Annotated in this window: 22 protein-coding genes; 4 read left to right on the forward strand and 18 right to left on the reverse strand. The window is 27.1% G+C overall.

Going from position 1 to position 23,031, the window contains the following annotated elements:
- Positions 1–101: 101 nt before the first annotated feature.
- The 12 genes from ACPKM0_RS02515 to ACPKM0_RS02570 form a co-directional block, all read right to left on the reverse strand.
- Positions 102–1,823, reverse strand: a complete 1,722-nt coding sequence (locus tag ACPKM0_RS02515) for a complex I subunit 5 family protein (protein ID WP_472473222.1) — start codon at positions 1,821–1,823, stop codon at positions 102–104.
- Entirely contained in the window at positions 1,810–2,157 is a 348-nt protein-coding gene (locus ACPKM0_RS02520; RefSeq protein WP_472473223.1) for a sodium:proton antiporter, read from the reverse strand. Before ACPKM0_RS02520 ends, ACPKM0_RS02515 begins: the two co-directional genes overlap by 14 nt.
- Positions 2,147–2,878, reverse strand: a complete 732-nt coding sequence (locus ACPKM0_RS02525; protein ID WP_472473224.1) for an MnhB domain-containing protein — start codon at positions 2,876–2,878, stop codon at positions 2,147–2,149. The genes ACPKM0_RS02520 and ACPKM0_RS02525 overlap by 11 nt, the downstream gene beginning before the upstream one ends.
- Positions 2,878–3,114, reverse strand: coding sequence for a Na(+)/H(+) antiporter subunit B (locus ACPKM0_RS02530; protein WP_472473225.1), 237 nt, complete (start codon positions 3,112–3,114; stop codon positions 2,878–2,880). Before ACPKM0_RS02530 ends, ACPKM0_RS02525 begins: the two co-directional genes overlap by 1 nt.
- The gene (locus ACPKM0_RS02535) at positions 3,111–3,440 is read right to left on the reverse strand and encodes a cation:proton antiporter (protein WP_472473226.1); all 330 of its coding nucleotides are present in this window, start codon (positions 3,438–3,440) and stop codon (positions 3,111–3,113) included. The genes ACPKM0_RS02530 and ACPKM0_RS02535 overlap by 4 nt, the downstream gene beginning before the upstream one ends.
- On the reverse strand, positions 3,437–3,706 hold the full coding sequence (locus tag ACPKM0_RS02540) for an MrpF/PhaF family protein (protein ID WP_472473228.1): 270 nt from the start codon (positions 3,704–3,706) through the stop codon (positions 3,437–3,439). The genes ACPKM0_RS02535 and ACPKM0_RS02540 overlap by 4 nt, the downstream gene beginning before the upstream one ends.
- Positions 3,703–4,215: a Na+/H+ antiporter subunit E gene (locus ACPKM0_RS02545; RefSeq protein WP_472473229.1), complete on the reverse strand. Its 513-nt coding sequence runs from the start codon at positions 4,213–4,215 to the stop codon at positions 3,703–3,705. The genes ACPKM0_RS02540 and ACPKM0_RS02545 overlap by 4 nt, the downstream gene beginning before the upstream one ends.
- Complete coding sequence (locus ACPKM0_RS02550) at positions 4,216–4,671, reverse strand: PTS sugar transporter subunit IIA (RefSeq protein ID WP_472473230.1); 456 nt, start codon at positions 4,669–4,671, stop codon at positions 4,216–4,218.
- A 4-nt stretch (positions 4,672–4,675) separates the two neighbouring features.
- On the reverse strand, positions 4,676–5,023 hold the full coding sequence (locus tag ACPKM0_RS02555) for a P-II family nitrogen regulator (protein WP_472473231.1): 348 nt from the start codon (positions 5,021–5,023) through the stop codon (positions 4,676–4,678).
- A gap of 829 nt (positions 5,024–5,852) precedes the next feature.
- On the reverse strand, positions 5,853–7,055 hold the full coding sequence (locus ACPKM0_RS02560) for a BREX system ATP-binding domain-containing protein (protein WP_472473232.1): 1,203 nt from the start codon (positions 7,053–7,055) through the stop codon (positions 5,853–5,855).
- Positions 7,056–8,267 carry a BREX system ATP-binding domain-containing protein gene (locus ACPKM0_RS02565; RefSeq protein WP_472473233.1) on the reverse strand — a complete coding sequence of 404 codons (1,212 nt, stop codon included), beginning with the start codon at positions 8,265–8,267 and terminating at the stop codon, positions 7,056–7,058.
- Positions 8,268–8,310: 43 nt separating this feature from the next.
- Positions 8,311–9,078, reverse strand: coding sequence for a hypothetical protein (locus ACPKM0_RS02570; protein WP_472473234.1), 768 nt, complete (start codon positions 9,076–9,078; stop codon positions 8,311–8,313).
- 314 nt (positions 9,079–9,392) lie between these two features.
- On the opposite strand from ACPKM0_RS02570, the gene ACPKM0_RS02575 reads away from it, so the two are divergent.
- From ACPKM0_RS02575 to ACPKM0_RS02585, 3 genes are all read left to right on the forward strand, one after another.
- A complete protein-coding gene (locus ACPKM0_RS02575; protein ID WP_472473235.1) occupies positions 9,393–10,961 on the forward strand; it encodes a DEAD/DEAH box helicase in 1,569 nt (522 codons plus the stop codon).
- Between the two features lie 349 nt (positions 10,962–11,310).
- Entirely contained in the window at positions 11,311–12,483 is a 1,173-nt protein-coding gene (locus ACPKM0_RS02580) for a metallophosphoesterase family protein (protein WP_472473236.1), read from the forward strand.
- Between the two features lie 525 nt (positions 12,484–13,008).
- Positions 13,009–14,697: a vWA domain-containing protein gene (locus ACPKM0_RS02585; protein WP_472473237.1), complete on the forward strand. Its 1,689-nt coding sequence runs from the start codon at positions 13,009–13,011 to the stop codon at positions 14,695–14,697.
- A 216-nt stretch (positions 14,698–14,913) separates the two neighbouring features.
- Here the strand turns inward: ACPKM0_RS02585 and trhA are convergent, their stop codons facing one another.
- The 4 genes from trhA to ACPKM0_RS02605 all read right to left on the reverse strand — a co-directional run bounded on the left by trhA (position 14,914) and on the right by ACPKM0_RS02605 (position 19,976).
- The gene (gene trhA, locus ACPKM0_RS02590) at positions 14,914–15,531 is read right to left on the reverse strand and encodes a PAQR family membrane homeostasis protein TrhA (protein WP_472473238.1); all 618 of its coding nucleotides are present in this window, start codon (positions 15,529–15,531) and stop codon (positions 14,914–14,916) included.
- A gap of 189 nt (positions 15,532–15,720) precedes the next feature.
- Positions 15,721–17,943 carry a response regulator gene (locus ACPKM0_RS02595; RefSeq protein WP_472473239.1) on the reverse strand — a complete coding sequence of 741 codons (2,223 nt, stop codon included), beginning with the start codon at positions 17,941–17,943 and terminating at the stop codon, positions 15,721–15,723.
- A gap of 163 nt (positions 17,944–18,106) precedes the next feature.
- The gene (locus ACPKM0_RS02600) at positions 18,107–19,477 is read right to left on the reverse strand and encodes a hypothetical protein (RefSeq protein WP_472473240.1); all 1,371 of its coding nucleotides are present in this window, start codon (positions 19,475–19,477) and stop codon (positions 18,107–18,109) included.
- A 79-nt stretch (positions 19,478–19,556) separates the two neighbouring features.
- Complete coding sequence (locus ACPKM0_RS02605) at positions 19,557–19,976, reverse strand: MarR family winged helix-turn-helix transcriptional regulator (protein ID WP_472473241.1); 420 nt, start codon at positions 19,974–19,976, stop codon at positions 19,557–19,559.
- Positions 19,977–20,267: 291 nt separating this feature from the next.
- Between ACPKM0_RS02605 and ACPKM0_RS02610 the strand changes: the two genes are divergently transcribed.
- Entirely contained in the window at positions 20,268–21,188 is a 921-nt protein-coding gene (locus tag ACPKM0_RS02610) for a tRNA-dihydrouridine synthase (RefSeq protein WP_472473242.1), read from the forward strand.
- 41 nt (positions 21,189–21,229) lie between these two features.
- On the opposite strand, the gene ACPKM0_RS02615 is transcribed toward ACPKM0_RS02610, so the two are convergent.
- Positions 21,230–21,775 (reverse strand): hypothetical protein, encoded by a 546-nt coding sequence (locus tag ACPKM0_RS02615; RefSeq protein ID WP_472473243.1) that lies wholly within the window; start codon positions 21,773–21,775, stop codon positions 21,230–21,232.
- 306 nt (positions 21,776–22,081) lie between these two features.
- On the reverse strand, positions 22,082–22,963 hold the full coding sequence (locus ACPKM0_RS02620; protein WP_472473244.1) for a nucleoside hydrolase: 882 nt from the start codon (positions 22,961–22,963) through the stop codon (positions 22,082–22,084).
- Positions 22,964–23,031: the final 68 nt, after the last annotated feature.

Genomic DNA, 23,031 nt, shown 5'->3' on the forward strand with positions numbered 1-23,031 from the left:
CTAATTTATCTATAAAAAAGTAGAAATGGGAACGCTAGATAACTCAAGTGATATATGTTTGATTGTGAAAGAATCTTCATCAAAATAATATTCTTTAAAAGTTACACAAATATAAAATATGACAACACTGCTAAAGTGATTGCAAAATGAAAATACTGATCAGTAAAGTCAGTTTTTATACCTTTCAATTTATGTAGCACCTTAGATCCTATTTTACTTGTTGCAATTACAAACAATAGAACACCTCCTAAAACTGTATAAAGAGTTTTAAAAATGCTTGATTGTGAAAAGAATATAGTTTTATTTATTGGTCTTTGGCTTGTTGAAATAAACATATTCTCTAGTATTTCGAAAATATTCTGAGAAAAAATACCAGTTAATAACGCTAACAGAGCTAATATAATTAGACTTAAATGTATAGAAAATGGGAACTTTTCTTTCGATACTTCATTGATTTGTTTTTTGATTTGCTTATTTGGTAAAAAAATCCTAGATAATTTTATAAAAGACGCTACAGTACCAGCTCCTGCAATGCTCAATATTGTATAATTGATACTTGGTTTTAAATAATATGTTAATAGAGTTTTACTGAAAAAACCATTAAATGGTGGTATTGCCATAATCGATAAAGCTCCGACTAAATAGCAAATCATGGTAATTGGAAATCTTTCGCCTTTTTGACGGAGCAATAAATTAACACCTCTTATTTCATAAACATTTCTAGAGGCTGCAGCATCAATTGCTGTTCCAATAGATAAGAATAATAGACCTTTGAAAATACCGTGGCTAAATGTATGAAATAAAGCTGCAATCAATAATATAGCACCAGGTGTTGTATCAATGCCTGCATTTAAGGCCATTGCCCATGCTGTTACAATATAACCTATTTGACTAATTGAATGATATGCTAAAAGTTTTTTAGCATCTGATTGAGATAGAGCAAACAGTACACCAATTAGTGCAGTAATAGATCCTATATATGCAAGAGAAGGAGTTATGTTTTTTAGTATTGGGGAGAGAGAAAAGACTCTAACCAACACAAAGAGTGGGATTTTTATAAGAATACCAGATAGAAGAGCAGAAACTGGGTGTGGAGCTTTAGAGTGTGCTCCAACTAACCAATTTGAAAGAGGCATTATTGCAACACGTAATAATATAGGAACTATCATCAACAAAAGACACATTAAGGCAATATTTAACTCTTTTGAAGAAAGGTTTAATAAAGCTTCTGTGATTCTTTGATAAGATAAGCTTCCAGTCAAACGGTACAATCCAAAAGATCCTAGTAGGAAAAATACCATTGAGGATGAAGAATACATCATATAGTTGAAAGCAGCAAAAACAGCACTTTTTTCTTGTTTACTAGCGATTAATACATATGCAATTAGACCCATTACTTCTAAACATACAAACAGATTAAAAATATCAGAGGTCATACTAATGGCAGCAATTGTGGCACTCTGTATTAATATCAGAGCAGTAAAGTAAGAATGAGAAGGGCCTACTGTCCTTGAATAAATCCATGCTGGTACTGTTAATAAGTTTGTTAAAACAATCATAAAAAGAGATAGTGAATCAAACTTATATACAATACCTATTGTTGGTTTATAAGAGCCAATTACAACAATTAAACTACCTTGATTTATCACATATGGATACAATGAAAAAACAAATAGAATAGGCATTATAAGGCCAATTAAAATTCCAAAATATTCGCTAAAACGTCGAGCTTTTACTGGTAAAAAGCTTTTTGATGTCAAAACAATACTTGCTGCTAGAAGCGGCAAAAAGATTGGTGTTAATAATAAACTATTTGGATTCATTTTCTATTCTTTCTTTTATAATTGTGATATCTAAGGACCCTGTTGTTTTATAAAGTCTAACTGCCATTGCAAGAGAAAGAGAAGTAACGCACACTCCAATAACTATAGCAGTAAGCATAAGTGCTTGAGGAACTGGATCAACTATATTTTTCCCTTGGCCAACTAAGATAGGAGAATGATCACCAATTCTACTTGCTTCTAAAATAAATAATAATACTATGGCAGAATTTAACAAATTAAGTCCAATAATTTTTTTAATTATATTTTTCACCACTATTAGTCCGATAAATCCGGTTATAAAAATTAGAAAAATCAATACTCTCTCAATTATCATGTTGTCCTCCCATCATAGCTATTATCATAACAGCTAAGCTAGTTCCTACTTTAATTCCAATAATTATATTTAAAACAATAATAATTCCAGCAGAAAGAAATGAGTTCCCACTAGCAGTATTATTAAAGAAACCTTCTGGGAAAAACACTACATATGTTGTTACTAAAATTAGTGATATAAAAGAGAATGCTTCAATTCTTTCTAATACGTGTGAATTAGTAATTTTAGTTTTTACATCAGTTCCGAGTACTAAAAAAACTATTGCAGATGCAAATATAACGCCACCTTGGAATCCTCCCCCAGGAGATATATGTCCAAATAACATTACATATAAACCAAATAGTAAAATTATAGGTCCAAGTTTTGATGCTACAACTTCTACTAAATTAGTTCTAAGCGCATTTTTTACTCGCTTCTCTGGAGCTAAAGCAGATTGAGTTTTGACACTTTCTAGTGCTTGTTTATGTAAGTTTAAAAGAATGGACATGGTTCCTGTGATGGCAACAAATAAGACTAAAGTTTCACCTAAAGTATCCATAAGACGATATCCTAAATATATTGAACTAACTGTATTAGATGCCCCAGTTTCTTCAAGTGCATTAGAAAAAAGATAATCTCGTGTCATTGTGGGCCAACTTACATTACTTATAATTAAGGGTAAAGTTGCTAGTGAGATTATTAATATGGTTAGAAATACTTTTAAAACTTTTACTTTCCTCATTACTTATCCCCATCTTTTCTTTTTGTATGTCTTATTGCCCAAACATAAATTATTGTAGATACACCTGTACCAACAGCAGCTTCTGTTATAGCTACATCTGGAGCTTTTAAAAAAGTAAAAAACAGAGCACTAAGAATACTTATAGCTGATAAAGCTATAATTGAATGTAGTAAATCTTTAGAAATTAGTGAAAAAATAGATAAGCAAAGTATCAAACTAAGTAGCAGTATATTCATAAGCTCTTATCCTCTTTTTGCATTGAACTTCTTTGATCTTCTGCCTCTTCTGATTCCCAAATAAATTTACTTACAATAGAGCTACCAGTTGGTGCAGAAATTAAAAAGAAAATTACTAGAATGACTATACGAGATGTTATAGCTATTGAAGGAGATAGAATTAATAATGCTATAAGATATGAAAAAACAGTTGTAGTACCACAAAGAGATCCTGAGTGCAAACGACTATAAGGATCTTTGAAACGAAAAAGTCCAATCATTCCCACAATCCCAAAAGCTGATCCTATTATAAAGAAAATAAGTGCTGCTACTTCTTTTATAATCATAGCTTATCCTTTGTATTTTTTAGAAATCTTGTAATTGCTAAAAATCCTAAAAATCCAAAAATATCATATACAAGAGCTACATCAAGATATAACACATTCTTAGTCGTTACCCCCCAAAGTATTAGCAAAGCTAAGGCTATGGCAGATAATACATTCATTGCTATTAATCTATCACTAGCTGAGGGACCAATTAATAAACGTATGATAGTTATAGTTGCAAATACAATTAAAAAATATCTCATTCCTGATAGAATAAAGTTTGTCACTTCCAAGTCCTTTTTAATGATTTTTCAATATTACTTTTTATTTTTTCACCAGCAGCTTTGTTATGTATTGTACTACACAAAAGCCAATGAACTATTATATGGTCATCATTTAAATCTAGAGTTAAGGTTCCAGGGGTAAAAGTAATTGAATTCGCTAATATAGTTCTTGCAATATCAGATTTAAGTCTTGTTCTAAAATGAACTATACGAGGATTCGTATTACCAGTAAAAACAGCTTTAGCAACTTGAAAACTTGATTTATATAAATTCATTACCATCAAAGCCAAAAAAACAATTAGATAAAATGGATTTGGTAGAATAAAATTTAAGCTTGCTTGATGTTTTGGTAAAAATATATGGTAAGTAAGACTTGCTGTTAATAAAGAAGCAAAGAGCCCAAAAACAAGGGTAAAAGTTTCTGTAGTGGCAGTAAATAATATCCATATAAAAAAAAGAAAAAGGGTTGTTAATATAAATCTTAAAATTGCCCAAGTTCTTCCATAATTCATCTATTGTTCCTCTTGTTTTATTAAATTAAAGAAACTTTCAGCATCAGGTGCATTAAAAAGCCCTTCTCTAAAAGATTCGTGACTTAATATACGAGCTAACCTACTTAATATTTTTAAATGGTAACTACTACTTTTTTGTGGACCAACTAATAAGAATATAAGTTTAACATTTTTTTTATCAAGTGCTTGTAAATTAATTTCAGGTTTAAGACGCATAACTGCTATCAATGATTTTTCCATTGATATACATCTAGCATGTGTTATTGCACATTTATTACCCATGCAAGTTGTATGAAAACCGTCTTTAACAACCTTATCCATCAATTCTGTTGATGCGATATTTGGCATGCTTTTATTAAGTTGATTTGTTAAAGTTTTGATTATTTCATCGATTGAATGCATTTGTTTATCAAGCAAAATACATGATTTATCGATTAATGAATAAATTCCATACATAGTATTATACCTCTTCTCCTTCTTCAATTAACCCAGCTGCCCAATCTACAGGTAGAGTGAACATAATTCCAGCACCAGTATTTTCTAGACCACCAACTATTTCATCAACTAGTTCTTTAGCTCTTTTTATAACTTCATCGCTATATACAACTGAAAAAATTGTTTTGTTGTAGGGTTTATTTCCTTTCATGAAATCTTTGAATTTAGCAAATAAAGGTACTTCATAGCTTAAAAATCTACCCATACCTTCAGAATCAAGTATAGTTGAACCTGTGATGCCAGCTTCAATATAAGCTTCCATTACTTCTTCTAATAACTCTTCATCATTTAATACAAATACTAACAGTTTCATACCTAATTCCTATAATTTATCGCTTAAATTATAATTAATGATAGCATACCCTATTTTAGCGGTCAATTATTACTATTCTAATATTTTTCAGTGATTCTATGTTGTTAATTGTAAAAGTAAATTCTTTTTTCTTAATTAATTATTCTTCATTTTGTCTTTCTAATTAATTACATTTATCTTTTGAAACTTTTTCTTCTGTGATTTAAAGCACTTATTAGTTTGATAAACTATCTAAAATAAAATAATATATAATCTAAATTGTTTGACTCTTACTTTTCACAATTAATTGCATATACAATTAAATATTTAACTAATTAATTCTCCCCTAAAAGTTGAATATTGGGAAAAAGATTAAACTAAACTTATCTAGCATTTACAGATAGAAATAGATTACAAAGAGGTTGGTCAAATAAGAAATTAGAAATTGCTAAAGTGAATAACTTAAATTTAAGAAATGTAGTGATCTTTTTTCTAGTATAATAGCTAAAGTTTTTTTTCATAAAAAAGCTTTCACAAACAATGAGTTATTAAACCTTTAATAATATTTCTTTTAAAATTACTGATACAACTAATCATTAATTTGAAAAAACGCTTTTGATAGTTATTTATATGATTATTTTTATTTCTATTTGCACTGTTAGTATAAATATAGGTTTCAAATTAGAGTTAAATAAAGTTAACTCTATAAGCGTTTTAATATTTAATTTAAATAGAATTAACTTCTAATAGAGAATATTTAATTATATTTATTATGGTAATATGGCTAAAAAAGTTGGAAGTTATTGTTTATAAAGACTATACCTTTTATTATTTAAGTATAGTCCTATAATTAAGTATTTAATTCTTCTTCAAGATCAAAAAGTGGCATATCAGATTCTTTTTCAGTTATTTTTCCAATAGAAACATTACCTAAATCCCTATAAATATAAAGATTATCAAGATATTCAATAGCAATTCTTATTTTTGATCTAAGTAAATATCCACTATTATTACTTTTATTTAAAATTTCACTTACATCTACATCTGGTTCCCAGTTATAAGCCTTTCCATGGTAATATATTATCTTTTTTAAAATATCACTAATTTCATCAGAATTTAAAGGCTTTAGTTGTTCTGCAGATTCAATAGTTTCTAAAACTCTAACAAAAGGTTCTATGTTTTCAGGAAAATATTTATCAATAGCTTCATAGTCTTTTTTACTATCAATTACATCAGCAGAATATGAAGAAGTAATTGCGAAAAGAGTATAAGTAGACTCTAAATTTGAATCAGGAAAGAGAAATTTCTCCATTTGTCTATAAGAATATAATCTTGTCTTTTTCCCTAAGCGACCAACCAGTTCTGTTTCATCAAACATTATTAGCCAACCGTTATATCCCAATTCTTTAAATAGTTTACTTAAGAAATAAAAATAATCTTCAAAATGACGAGTTTTATAGAAATTTTCTTTAAATTTGATCCTTTCATTAAAAATTCTTTTATAGATTTGTTTTACCTTTGTATTTGGTATAACATCTCCTTCTAAATCAGATTGTAGTAAATATTTCTCTTCTAAACTATCTGTAGAAACGAATGATTTAAGAACGTAAAATAATTTATCCCTCTTTAATTCAGACAAACAATAAAGAAGAAGATCACTAGTAATTTTAGAATTTAAGGTAAGTTTATCTAATTCTTGAATAAAGCCTGGTTGTTCTCTATTAGGAAGATAAGTATTGTTTACCAATTTTTGGTAAAGGAGAAACAACTTATTAAAAGGAGTTTCTTTACTTAATGAAATCATAGAAACAACCATGTTATTAGCATTTGCAATATCAAATACTGTATTCAGCATATGAGTTTTACCTTCACCATATTTACCACTAATTATTCTTGAATTAGAATTATTAGTTTCTGAAACTTCAATTAATTCTTTTTCTATTTTTTCGAGTAAATCTGTACGTGAATCATTGAAACATTTTCCTACAGTTCTTGAAGGAATTCCAGAGCGTAAAGCCTCAATAATATGTCTTGATTCAAAATCAAAATCCATTTAATTTTCCTCCATATTAGTAATGCCTAAAGTAGCATTCTTAACAAGAATTGGAATTGAAACACCACCTAGTTTTGATTTTTCAATTAGTTTTTTTGCATATTCTTCATCAATTATTTTTGGTTCTATTTCTTTATTAATAATTTGACTTGAAAACTCTTTCGACATATTTACTAGAACTTCTGGTGTATATACCTGTCTTGCAACATCATCCATATTGATTATATCTCCAAAGTTATTGATTTTATCATTCCAAACTTCATTTTGGATTCTCATCCAAAGTGCTTGATAAGATTTCATTCCCATTTTTTCATTATCAATAAGTTGATTAGAACAGCCAAAAATAAACATAATATGTTTAAAATTATCTATGTCATCAATTAATTCTCGGATACTTTCATAAGTATCTTCTCTTCTCATCTTAGTATAATGTAAAGGAGCAAGGCTTGATCTATCAACAAGAATTTCTAAATCGTCTATAGTTACAATGAGTCCTGCATAACCACTTACAATAACTAATTCTGATAAAGATTGTAACATTGTTCTTGCATTAAATTTAGTTATTCTTGCAGGTGACATTCCTAAGGGTCTTAAAGATGTAATGCGAAAACCTTTCACATTATATAACCAATTAAAAATCAACTCTTTGCTTGAATCCTCAAGAGGAGGTTGACCTAATACGCCTCCACATAAAAGAGAGCAAGCTAATGCAAAATTGATATCCATTTTGGGATTATCTTTAAATAATACTCGAAGTTGATTTCTAATTTCACCTCTCTCAATAGCATCATTTTTTCCTAAAGAAGCTAAATAATCAATAAAGTTTTCACCATCATTGATTTGATTATAATCATAACCTAATTCTGTTATTATTTTTTTTGCACATTTTTCCATTAACGAATCTAAATCGCATTGTCTAAGTGTTTCTAAGAATATAAATTTAAAATCATTTAACCAAATTTCATTTGCAGAAAAAGAAACAGTAAGATATCCATTATTCTTTGCAACTTCATTAAATTGATTCATCAAATAAGATTTACCACTTCCCTTGCTACCAGTGATAAATTTAATTTTACTTCCACCTTCTTTAATATATTCTTTTAAATAATGTTTTTCCCAAAAATCATTAATAAAACCAACTCCACTATTCATATTGTGTTTATTTTGAATAAAAGAAAAATTATTATTTTCGTAGTTTCTTTCGATTTCCATTTATAAAATCCACCTTTATAGTTTCAACTAAAATAAATCTTCTTTATTTATAGAACATTACAGTAGAGAAGAATTCTTCAAGACCCAAATCATTTAATACTCTAATAGCTTTCTTTTCATTTCTACTAGAGCCTAATTGTATTTTTCTACCATCTTTTATGATTATTTCACCGGCTCTTCTAAGACGTGCAATATCAAAAGCAAATGCTTGTTTATTATAATCAGATTTAAATCTACCCATTGGAACTAATAACTTATATAAATCTAAAAGATAAACATCTGCTTGAGCTTTCTTATTATGAATTATTAAATATTGATCATAACAATTTGCTAATTCTGTTGCAAATTTAACTGCATTGAATGATGCTTTATTAAGTTTAGTTTGCATTTCTTTAACTTTATTGATAAAAAATGATGGTCTCAAATATGAAGCTTTTTTCCTATCAATAAAAATATCTTGATTTTCACTGTCAATTCTAACTTTGAAAGGAAACATTTCATAAATAGGGAAAGATCCTTGGATATCAACTTTAGCTTGTTTACCATACTCTAACATTTGATTTGTCCATTCCCCACTCTCAATATATTCTTGAGGATTAAAAGATTCTACTAATTCTTCTAATTGTTTTGTAGATTCTTCTATAAGAATATTATTGTTTTTTATATTTTCAAGATCTTGTTTGACTAGTTTTATTTCACCTTGAGCAATATGTTTTGACAGAGCTCTTTGAAAACGATTAAATGTTTTGATACTGTCTTTGTTAATTTTCTCTATTTCTGTATATTTTTGAAAAAAATCTTCGTAATTCATAAATATATTCTCCTTTTAAATTAAACTTATAAGAAGTTTTTAATTATTCTAACGGTTTATTAATTAAGCAATTATTTAATTTATATAAAATAAAATTTTAACATTTTTATACTATACGAATATTATAGCCATGTAAAGTAATTACATAAAACAAAGAACTTAATAAATATATATAAGAAAAAAAGATATCTTTATATTTAAAACAAAAAAAGGCAACTTTCAACTATATTTAAATTATTGCTTTTTATATATACAAAACTATATTAAAAGTAACTATACAAATATATTTATACAATTTATAATATTTATTATATATGAGAAAGATTCCTACAAACATTAAGCTTTATAAATGGCAAAAAGAATGTATTAATAAATGGTTTTCAAGCGATTGTAGAGGTATTGCACAAGTAGCTACAGGTGGAGGAAAAACCTTCATGGCTATATATTCAGCAATAATGTTATTAAATAATAGGTCTAATCTTAAAATAAAAATAATTGTTCCTAAAACTTTTCTTGTTCAACAGTGGAAAACTTGCCTTATAAATGATTTTTGCATAAACAAGGATGAAATCGGATGTTTTTATGGTAAAGAAAAATGTTATGATTCTAAACTATTTATGATTTATGTTATTAATTCAGCAAGATATACATTTTCTAAAACTATTTTAGATGAACAAAATGAAGGAAATTCTCATCTCCTAATATTAGATGAATGCCATCATTATTCAAGCCCTGAAAATTCTAAGATATTTGAGTTCCTAACTAATAAAAAATATGATACCAAACAGTATTTTAGTTTAGGTTTATCAGCTACACCAAAAACAATAACATCTAGCTATACAACTGAAAAAACAATTGGCCCCATATTTTATAATTATTCTATTTCTAAAGCTATGAAAGATAACATTATAAATGAATGCGTAATATATAATATAAAACTTAGTTTTACTGAAGAAGAAGCACTTGAATATGATGTAGTTTCAAAGCAAATCTCAAGACTAATTTCTATACTTTATTCAAAGTTTCCTGAACTTAAGAAAACTAAAATGAATCTTGATCAATTCATAACATCACTAAAAAAAATAATTAGAACTGAAGATGAAGAATTAGGTGGTATGGCTTTATCAATTTTACAAAAACTGAGAGAAAGACAAGATATATTATATAATGCAAACTCTCGACTTTTAGCTGTAATAAATTTAATTGATTTGTTATTTGATACAAAAAAAATAATTATTTTTACAGAAAGAATTATACAAGTTGATGCACTTTATTTTCGCCTAAATAAAAAATACAAAGGTAAAATAGCTAAATATCATAGTAATATGGAAGAATGGGAAAAACAAAGTGCTCTAGAATCATATAGAATAGGATCTTCTAAAATATTATTAACATGTAAAGCGCTCGATGAAGGATTAAATATACCCTCATCTGATATTGGAATAATATTATCTGGGAATGCCCAAGAAAGACAAAGAATTCAACGACTTGGTAGAATTTTAAGGAAAGTAAAAGGTAAATCACAATCGAGTTTATTTTATTGTTATCTAGGAGATACAGTTGAAAAAAATAAGCTTTTAAATGAATCCTTTGTAGATAAAAAAGAATTTAATTTGATATTTAATAATATTACAGGAGAAATATCCTTTCCATATTATGCAAAACTTTCACAAATAATACTTAATGAAATTAAACTAAAAGATGAAAATTTAGTTACTTTATTCTCAAAGTATCTTAATGAAGGTATGTTTAATAATGATTGGCTTGAATCTATTGAACATATAGAAAAAAACATTAGAAATTCAAACAACCTTAATAGAAAAAATTATTGGTTTTGTATGAAAAAAGTGCAACTTCTTAGAAAGAATTTGACAGATTATTAATTTTTTTATCAAGAGAGCTATTTAACTTATTGATTATTCTATTAAGGTAAAAAACTACTTAAATACTTAAAACACTTACAATTCCGCATTATTTATTTAATAAGTTTCTAACAAATCCGCACTTTTTGTAAAAGAATAATTATTGAAAAATCCTACAGTACTTCATTTTAATAATGATTGTAAATGATGAATTTTAATTATTATTAATTTCAAATTATGTGGTTTAAATGTATTTATCTACTTTAATCTATAAATATCAAACTATTTTTAAGTAATATTAATTATTCATAAAAAACAAACAAAAAATTATTATTTATGATAAAATATATTAACTAAGCTTGAGGACTAAATGAAAAAACTAAAAAAACTACAAATAATAAATATAATTTTACTAACAATATCAACAATTATTTTATTTTGGATAACAAATTTACATGGATTCTCAGGATTATGTAGATGGAATCCCATGTATAAAAAGATTTTAATAGCTATGTGGGCCTTTAATTTTATAAATATTATTTTATTTTTATTCTCTTTAAAAAAATATAAGAACTTAAATTTAATTAAATTATTTAGAAGACTTTCAATAACTACAACTTCCCTTCTTTCCATACTCTTGATAGCAATGTTTATAGCTTTTAATATACCAAGTTTCAATAACTCTACTGATGAATACCTTTTTAAAGAAGTCGCAATTGAAAACAATTTACATGAAAATGAGCCTTTACTCTCTTTAGCAGTATCTTCTGATCCTCACTGGGGAAGTGAAAATAGTAATGATGAAGTTAGAACTCAAATACTTAAAAATATAGGAAAAGCAAACTATGATGCTTTTTTATGTTTAGGAGATATAGCTGAAATTGGTTCAACTGAATCTTTTTATATAGAAGCAGCAACTAATTTTGAAAAATACTTAAATGGTACTCCAGTTCATGTTGTAATGGGTAATCATGATGCATTAATTAATGGAACTAAAGTTTTTAAAAAATATTTTCAAAAAAACCATGATAATTATTATAGTCGTGTTGATTTTGATGATTTACATATTATTACTCTTGATTTACTTTGGGATGCAGAAGAATTTGATGCAACTCAAGAAAAATGGCTTATTAAGCAACTTGAAGAAATTGAAGAAGATGATATGACAATTATTCTTTCACACTGCTTTGGCTATTGTTCTGGGTACATTGATCCTGAAACAAATGTAGAATGGTATGATAATAAGGATGTAATTGAAAAAGTTGATAATCTAATAGAAGATTATAATGTTGAACTAATGCTTAGTGGACACAATCATCTTATGGAATTATTAAAGCATGGTAATACTTATTATGGCATCATTGGGACTATGGGCGGAATTTTAGATCAAACAAGTGATTATATTTCTCCTCAATCTATTTGGTTAAATAATCAAACTTTTGGTTGGCTCGATATACAAGTATATGAAAACTCTTTAGATTTAACTTTTAAAGATCATACTGGAAAAGATCTTTATAATACAACTATTGAAAATAATAGATAGGGAGCAAGAAAAAGATTGCTCCTAGATTTATAATGAAAAAGTATAGTGTGTTTTTAGATAATTAGGATAATTTTTTATAATTATCTAATAGAGTTTAAACTTTTCTATATTTTTCAAACAATTCCCCTTTTACCTTTAATCATATTAATACATTTGTGTTTATTATTTTAATTCAAAATATTATTATTCAATTAGTAATGAATATTAATAAAAAATAGCAATATAGCATTTAAATAAGCTAATATATAATTCTATTGAATCTTTTATTAATAGTACAAATAAAGCTAAAAATAAGGATAAAGACATAAATCTTATATTTTTTGCTTAACTATTTCAATTTTTCTTTTCTTGATTTAGAGCTCTTTAATTATAAAAATATCTTATTAAAAATTTAGGTTGATTTAACTTAAAAAAAGACTATAGAAATAATTAATTAGTTGCAATTATTACTTTTATATAAATATTTGTGAAGATTGAAACTATTATAGTTTTAAATAGTTATCATAAATATATGGAGGTTTTCTCATGAAACGATACTTTCTAATAAATTTATTTATCATAGCTAATTTATTTTTTCTAATCAGCTGTGCTAGTAAAAGTAATGAGTCTAAAAAATTCTCAATAACAGAAGATGTTACAGTAGATGAAGAAATTATAATGGAAGAAGCTATTAATATGCCAAAATCAGCTGTCAAAACTCTAGCTGTTTCCCCTATGATGGCAAAGGGAGGTGAATCAATAACAAGCCTACCTAATCCTATAAATGAATTTAATACTGAAGAATATGATAAAATTACTGATAATGCATTTAAAAGTGTTATAGATAATCCTGTTTCTACTTTTTCTATTGATGTTGATACAGCAAGTTATACTAATGTTAGACGTTTTCTTATGCAAAATGAAGAACTTCCACCGGTAGATGCAATAAGAATTGAAGAGTTTCTTCAATATTTTTCATATGATTATCCTCAACCAGAAGGTGAAAACTCTGTCGGTTTTCAACTTGATATAGAACCAGCACCTTGGGAAAATAACCATCAATTGCTTAGGGTATCAATACAAGCTGAAGAGATAAGTACTGAAGATTTACCAGCCTCTAATTTAGTATTTCTTATAGATACTTCTGGGTCAATGCATAACGATAATAAGCTTCCTCTTTTACAGAAGAGTATGAATGTACTTGTTGATCAGTTAAGAGAAAAAGATACGATATCTATCGTAGCTTATGCTGGCTCAGCAGGAGTTATTCTTGAATCAACTCCTGGGACAGACAAAACAACAATAATTCGAGCTTTCACTGAATTAAAAGCTGGAGGATCTACAGCTGGAAGGGACGGAATAGAACTTGCATATAAAATTGCAGGGGAAAATTACATTAAAGGTGGTAATAATAGAGTAATTCTTTGTACAGATGGAGATTTCAATGTTGGAGTCAGCTCTACTGGTGCATTAGAGCGTTTGATAGAAGAAAAACGTGAGAATAATATATATCTGACAATTCTTGGACTTGGTATGGGCAACTACAAGGATTCGAGAATGGAAAGTCTGTCTAATATTGGTAATGGCAATTACGCATATATAGATAATCTTCTTGAAGGAAAAAAAGTATTAGGAAAAGAAATTTGGGGCAATCTTTTTACAGTTGCTAAGGATGTAAAAGTACAAATTGAATTTAATCCCAATAAGGTTGCATCCTATAGAATTATAGGCTACGAAAATCGATTACTTAATCGTGAAGATTTTAATGATGACACTAAAGATGCAGGGGAAATGGGTTCAGGGCAAAGCGTTACTGCTTTCTATGAATTAGTTTTAACTGACTCGAATCAAACAAATTTAGAGTCTCAATCTGATCCTTTAGTATTTCAAGAGAGTACAATTATTCAATCTAATGATATTCTATCTTTCAAACTACGTTATAAAAAGCCTGATGATGGAGAAGAGAAGAGTCAACTCTTATCAGTATTAATGAATGAAGAAGAGCTAAACAATCATCAAGGTGATACTGATTTAGATTTCACTTTTGCTTCAGCTGTAGTAGAGTTTGGTATGTTGCTTCGAGATAGCCCATATAAAGGAAATTCTTCTTGGGAGCATGTTATTAAACAAGCAAAAGCTTCTAAAGGGGATGATGAAAATGGATATCGCTCTGAATTCATCAAGTTAGTTGAAATTGCAGAAATGTTAGATTCACTCTCTGATAATGAACTGTAGAAAAACACTAATCTTTATTTTATAAATTTTTAAAATTAACTAATCATTTAGCATTAACTTCTTAAAAAAAATGGATTATTATTTCAATTATAATCAGTTTTTCTAAGAACTATTTTCTAAAAAAGAAAAGTATATTTTTATGAAATTTTTTCATTAGGCTTGTTTATTATGAAAATAAATAAATGATTAGTTAAAATTTGCTATTGAAGCAAAAAATCACACAAGGTGTAGTAAAAAACCAATAAAGAAACAGATACTTCCACCAAGTACAAAAAGATGCCATATCAAATGATTATATGGTATTTTTTTAATAGCATAAAAAATAAATCCCACAGAATAAATGATACCACCTAAAAATATCCAGAATAATAATCCTTCAGGAGCAAATTCTCTCAATGGATTTAAGAAAAACACTACCAACCAACCCATCGGTAAATAAAGAATATCAGAGACTAAATGTACCTTTGAAAGGAACACCGATTTCATGATAATTCCAGCGGCTGCCATAGTCCAAATAATTAGGAGCATTTGCCACTTATAAGGATTAGGCAGCGAAAGCAAAGCTATAGGCGTATAAGTACCGGCAATAAGAAGATAGACAGCAGACTGGTCAAGAACGCGTACAACTGCATGAAACTTCGGCTTTCCTGTTAAAAGGTGTGTCGCAGTTGAGGTTAGATATAATGTAATTTGAGAAAGACCATATATAAGAAATGCAATCCCTGCATAGGTATTACTACTAGATTTCTTTTCTAAAATTATTAATGCTACAATCCCTAAAATAACTCCAATTCCATGAGATAAACTATTCATACGTTCTTTTTGACTAATCATGTAGAATCCTCCACGTTTGTCCAATAAGCTATTATATAATTTATCTTATTTAATTACTATAACAAAAAGAGGTATATTTTATTCTAAAACTTGGCAATATTTTATAATTTTTTCACTCGATAAAAGGTCCACTTTGACAAAAAATACTATTTATAGATTACCTATCTTAAAAAGTTAATATAAGTATTGTCAATCTATTTCATCTTTTAGATATTTGTAGAGAACAAATAATAAAGTTTTTTTATCTATAGGTTTTGATAGATGATAGTTCATACCAGCTTCCATACTTTTTCTAACATCTTCTTCAAAAGCATTTGCACTAAGTGCTACTATAGGAATGTCTTTATTAATTTCTCTAATTTTTCTTGTAGCAGTAAGTCCATCCATTTCTGGCATTCTGATATCCATGAAAATAATATCAAATGCCTTACTAGACTTTACTAAATTTATAGATTCTTGACCTGATTGAGAGACAGTAACTTGTAGACCAAAGTTTTTTAATAAAGTTGAAGCAACTAATAGGTTAATTTTATTATCATCTACAATAAGTACATTTTTCCCTTTTATAAAATTCTCCATTTTTGCTATATTTTCATCTGTCTGATTGATATAGATTCTTGTAAGTTTGAAATATAAATCTTTTTTAATAATTGGTTTATGAATAAAATAATCTATGTTGATATTATTTTTATTATTATTTTGAATTGCTAAATAGTTATACCCTATCAGCAAAATAACAATTGATTCTGGTTTAATTCTTTTTATTATAGTTGCCAAATCAAAACTATCTATATTGAAAGAAAAATCAACTGTGATTATAAAAGTTTCAAAATTAATTATATTATCTTCAAAATTATCTAAAGAATCATTAGAGATCATTAATTCTTCAAAATTAACACTCCAGTCTTCTAATATAACTTTAAAAATTTTATTATTTTTATCACTATTTCCAATAATTAAAACTTTTTGCTTTATTTTAGTTTTATCAACTATTTTAAAATCATCAGCACCAATTTTTAATGGAAGTTTTACTATAAAGGTTGAACCTTCACCATATTTTGATTCAACCTCTATGGTTCCTTTCATATTTTCTACTAAATTCTTAGTAATTGATAAGCCTAACCCTGAACCACCATATTTTCTCACTACACTCGCATCGGCTTGTTCAAATTGATTGAATAATCTATTTATCATATCTTTTTTCATACCACAGCCGGTATCTGATACTATGATATTTAAAATCACATTATTACTTTCATTTTTTTCTTCAATAACCTTTAATCTTATTTGTCCTTCATCAGTAAATTTAATAGCATTAGAGAGAAGATTCAAAATTATCTGTCGTATTCGATAACTATCTCCAATTAAGAATTCAGTAGTATCATCATCCATAATGACTTCATAATCTAACCCTTTTTTTATTGCAAGATTGCTATAAATATTTGATACACTATGAATTAGCAAATATAAATTAAAATTTTCTTCTGCAATTTTTATTTTACTTTTTTCTATAGCAGACATATCAAGTACATCATTTATCAATGATAAAAGAATTTGACTCGATTCAGAAATTTTATTCGAATACTCTTGAATTTGTGAAGGAGAACCTATGCTTTGGAATAAAAGATCATTTAAACCAATAATTGCATTTAAAGGAGTTCTAAGTTCATGTGATATTGTTGAAAGAAATTCAGTTTTTGCTTCATTCTTTTTATCAGCTATTATTTTTTCATATTTAAGTTGATTAGTTTCTTTTTCTTTCTTTTTTCTATCATATATAATTTTACATATAATTATTGAAAACATGACTAATAAAGTTGAAAATATAATAATTATTTTACTTTGAATTCTTGATAAATTATTTACATTGCTAAAAAGATTAGATTCTAGAATTCCACAACCAATAATCCAATTATAATCTTGATATAATTCAAAATAAGAATGTTTTAATTCTAAACTTTCATCACTATAAATGGGATAATGATAGCTTAAAAAAACTTTTCCATTATTTTTAACTGCATCAAGAACTATAGAGTTTTCATTATCAGATGAAATTAAATCATTTTCGCTTTCACTTATATTTTGAGGAACTATTATTTTAGCAAAATCATCTCCACCATCATAATTTATAATTTCATATATCCATATATCTCTATTATCATCTATTGGAAGATTATCAATTTGATCATGTATTATCTTTTTTACTGTTATCTCATCATTATATTTTCTAAGTTCATCTATTTCACTAATAATAAATTTTATATTAGCGGCATTTCTTTCTTTATTTTCAGATAGTAATTGAACTTTCATATGTTCAATATTGCTCTCACCAAATTCTTTTACTACAACAGAAAATAATATACTCAAAATAACAATAAAAATATAAATATAATACTTTTTAATGTTTCTCATTAAACCTACTTTTCTAAAAAGCTAACCTATTAATAAATACTATTTAACCGAGTATTATTCTACCACAGAAATCAGCTGAATAATACAAAAAAAACTCCAGACGATTATTTTTTTTATAATCGCATGGAGATTTTTATTTGCATTAATAAATAATACTTATTTCTTACTTAAGTTCTTTATTATTTAAATAGAATGTTGTAATCATTTCAGTTTCTTGGCTTAAACCTTCACCTGCAAAGCAAAGTGATAAAGATTTATTATAGAATTCTTCTAATCTTTCTTTAGATTCATCAGATTCAATTAATACATAAGAATGAACTGTATCTGCATAACTTACCATTTTATCTGAATTAATATTTTCTTCTCTATAATCTGTTTGGTTTTCTACTCTGTATTCAGTAAAATCTAAATCCATCATTGCACTTACCAATGTTGTTTGGGAAGTTAGACAAAGAGCTGTACCAGCTGTAAAATATTCTAAAGAAGTTGGAGCTAATGGTGTATCATCTTCACTCATAAATTCATCGCTATATATTTCCCATGATTCTCCAGAAGGTGTTGATATTGTTGCTTTCTTTAATTGTGGTCTATCACTATTATTCGCAGATTCTGAGATTGCATAGATTTCAAATTCCATATTATCCATAGAAGATAAACTCATTCCTTGTTCTTCATTTAATGCTAATTCAATAGTTTCTGGATATATTGTTTTATCAGTAACACTACTTATCATAAATCCATCTACAACTGATTCATCTGATAGAGATGTTACAGCTCTTAAATTGTAATTGTTCCAATTTTCACCATTTATTACTAATTGAGGTTCAATTGTAGTTTTATTAGCTAAAGCTTCCCCTGCTGCCCAAGCATTAAAAGCTAAATCAATTACAGATTGTACAGCTTCTTCACTTGCACTACTTTCTATAATTACACTTGTTTTTGTTGTATCAGTATGGCCAGTTCCATTATCTGAACTCATTTGATTCCATCTAAATTTGTTTACTACTTCAACTTTTACATCATCTAACTCTACAGCTAAAGCATCAGATGCATATAATATTTGTGTATGTAAGTTAGTTGCAACACCGGTTGTGTAATAACTCAATGGTGATGGACCATATGGATATTCCCCTTCTGCTGCTCCCTCATCTGCTAAAAAATGCCATCCGGTATAATCTTCAACACCAATAGTTTGAACATATGCACCTTTCAACATGCTTGAACTCTCGTTTTGTAACATTTCAGTTACTACTGCAATGTTTTGATTATGATCTGTTTCACTAGTTTCTGCAGCAACAGGAATATATGTTGTTGGTTCAAAATCTACTTCATTTCTATCTATAACTTGTGAAACTTCATAATTGTCATAATTTCCACCACTAAACATCATAAAAGTTAACATATTGCGTTGCCCTTTAGGAATTGAAAACCAATAAATACTTGCTGCAGCAATTGCTATTATCAAAATAGAACCGATAGATATTAATACTTTTTTTAATACACTTCTTTTTTTATCATTGTTTCTTTTGTTCATTTATTTCTCCATGTTTTATTGTTTATTATATTTAGTCAACATTTATTATGTCGACTAACTTATTATGTAAAGAAAATTCCTATTTCAAATTTTCTATCATTCTTTCAAGATATCCTGATAATATTTCTTTCTCTTCGTCAGAAAAACCATTAAACACAATACCTTCCATTTCTTTTTGAGCATTATTTAACTCAGATCTAAGAGCTCTTCCTTCTTCAGTTAAATATATATTAGATACTCTTTCATCTTCAGCATTTCTACGTCTTACAATAAAACCAGATTTCTCCATTCTCTTTACCATAGCACTTACAGTTGCAGGAGTAATTTCTAATTCTTTTGCTATGCTTGATTGAGGGATACCATCATGATTTATCAATAGCTTTAATAATAAAGGTTGTCCTTTATGTAGTTTAACTTTACTTAAAACTTGATTTACTTTATTAGTATGCATCTTACATACTTTACGTAGTAATAAATCAGCATCATTTTCATTTTTCATCTTTTTATACATCCTATTTTAATTAGTCGGTTTATATTATGTCAACATAATATATTATAATTAGATATTATGTCAACTAAATAATTACATTTTTTATATTTATTTATATTTTCTAATTTTGAATCTTGAAAAGTTTTCTAAACTTTAATTTGATAAACACCATAAATTAGATTTTTATTTATGATATTAAAATTTTAAATATATCAATCTTTTTTAATTAAGCTTTACTTTTTTATATAAATAAACAAATTATATCTAAACAAAAAGACCTAAATAATCTATATTTCATTCATGTTATTTTACTTTGCTCCTTTAGAAGGAATTACAAATTATATTTTTAGAAATACCTACTCTAACTTTTATAAAGATGTAGATAAATATTTTACACCTTTTCTAAATGCTAATAGTGCTGGTTGCTTAGCAAAAAAATCTCAAAGAGAAGTCAATAAAGAGAACAACTTAATTTCTAATATTGTGCCACAGTTATTAACTAATAACTCTAATACATTCAATATTGTATCAGCAACACTCAAAAATATGGGATATAATGAGATTAATCTAAATTTAGGTTGTCCATCAGGTACTGTTACAAGTAAATTTAAAGGTTCAGGTCAACTAAGAGATACAGAAAGACTTAGATTATTTTTTGATGATATATTCAAAAATAACATTCAAGATATTTCTGTTAAAACTAGAATTGGGTATAGTGACCCTTTAGAAATTAAAACATTACTTACCATATTTAATGATTATCCAATAAAAGAGTTAATTGTTCATCCTCGACTTAGAGAAGATTATTATAAAGGTCCGATAAACTTAGAAGTATTTAAATTTATTGTTAATGAGTCAAAACATGAAGTTTGTTATAATGGAGATTTATTTACAGTAGATAACATAAATGAATTTGTCACAAATTTCCCAACAATTAATAAAATAATGCTAGGTAGAGGGTTAATTGCAAATCCAGGATTAGTTGAAGAATATAAAACAGGAAAACCTAATAATATTGAAAAATTTAGAGAATTTCACGATTCTCTATATAAACAATATTCAGAAATTCTATACGGTGAAAGAAGCCTCCTATTTAAAATGAAAGATTATTGGAGAGTTTGGAAAATAAACTTTCCTGAGAATGAAAAACAAGTTAAAAAACTACAGAAATCACAGACTCTAAAAGCTTATCATAAAGCAGTTGATTTAATACTAAAGTAAATAAAAAAAGTTGATTGAAAAAATCAATCAACTTTTTTTCATTAAAGCTTAAATAAACACCCAAGCCCTAAAATCACATCATAATCTATTTCTTCAAAATCTGCTAACATATCATTATCAGATATTGCACAAAGAGAAGATCTTAAAACAACCTTTCCTAAATCTATATCTAAATTAGTATTACATCTATAATAATATTCAGCACCTACAAAATAAAGAACCCCAGCTGTTAGCCCTAAATCAACTTTTCCCATATCTAAGTTTATACCTGCCAACAAATTTGCTCCAAGAATACTAGGGTCTAACATAAAAGTAAATAGACTTGAATCTAATTGAAATAATCCATTTTTATAAACAGCTTCTACTCCAGCCATAGTCCCCCAATGCGGAACAAAAAGCAGTTCTAAAACTTCACTAAATTCTGCATCCTCATCTTGAAGTGTAACAAATTCACTTAGTTCACTTATAGTCATTCCCGTGTAATTATCAACAAATGGTCCAACTGCGATACTACTCTCTGCAAAAATAGAACCTGTTGCCGATGTAAACAAAAGTAAAATACTTAGTAACAATACTTTTTTATTCATAATAAACCCTCCTAATGGTTTTCCTTAAATCAATTCCCAATAAAAGGAAAACAACTAAGTAAGTCCATTTATTTGGGTAATAATGAATTTAATATTCATTATCATAATTTTAACATAAAAAGTATTGTTTTTGTAAATTATTTTGCTATAAATCTCTTATCTATTAAAATTCCAATAAGACTTTGATAAAAAGATATTATTATCTAATCAAATTAGTAATTACGTAAGAACAATTTTACGATTCAACTTTTGTAATAATATTGAGCTATTAGTTTATTTACATAATGCTAAATACAAATCAATTATTTAAATATCTATTTTCTTTAATTGATTATAAAAAAGTTCATTAAATTTATCTAAATCTAATATAGTTGTTGGTATTTCAACTTCATTTATATCAAAATCTGAACCATCGACATCTAATTCAATATAGCCTCTTTCCATTCTTTTATAATCTTTTTTAACTCTACACAATCTTTGATCAAAAAGCTCAGGATTTGTTAAATAAATTGCACAGCATAAATCCCAATTAATAAAAGAACCTTTATCACCATAAAAAAGGCTACAATAAGATAACCAATGGTCTATCATGGGCATTATATAATTAGAATATGAAGAATTAATTTCTCGTATTTTTTGAACTTCTTTAGCAAAATACTCTGCTTGAACAGTACATTGAGCTGATAATAATGTTAAATTAGGACAATTAAATATAACAGATGAAGCAGATTTATGATCTACAGAATAATTTAGTTCTTCACACTGAACTCCATTAACTTTCATATCACCAACAAGCCCACCCATTGTAATAATCCTTTTTATCTTCTCAAAAAACTTTGGATCTTTATTATATGCTCCAGCTATATTATTCATAGATCCAATAGCTATAACTGTAACCTCATTAGGATATTCATTTGCCATTTTAATTAAAAAATCTACAGCTTCACTATCATAAGAACAAGGAGTTCTTCCCCCTTTTAATACAGGAACATCATTAATATTCATATCTTCAAGCATTTGAATTGTATTATAATAAACTACATGCTCTTTATTGTTTGCAAAAGTACAAGTAATACCAAGTAAATCAATATCTTCATGAGCATAAAGGTATGCAAATGTGAGTCCGTCATCTATATCGGAGCGAAGTACGCCCATTGTATTATCACAATCAAGTATCACTTTTTTCATAATTTCTCCTAAATGTGCCGTAAAGCACAAAATAATAATAAATCGGCATATAATTAAGCAAACCTAGA

Origin of the sequence: Pleomorphochaeta sp. (assembly GCF_050031695.1) — a bacterium.
GTDB lineage: Bacteria > Spirochaetota > Spirochaetia > Sphaerochaetales > Sphaerochaetaceae > Pleomorphochaeta.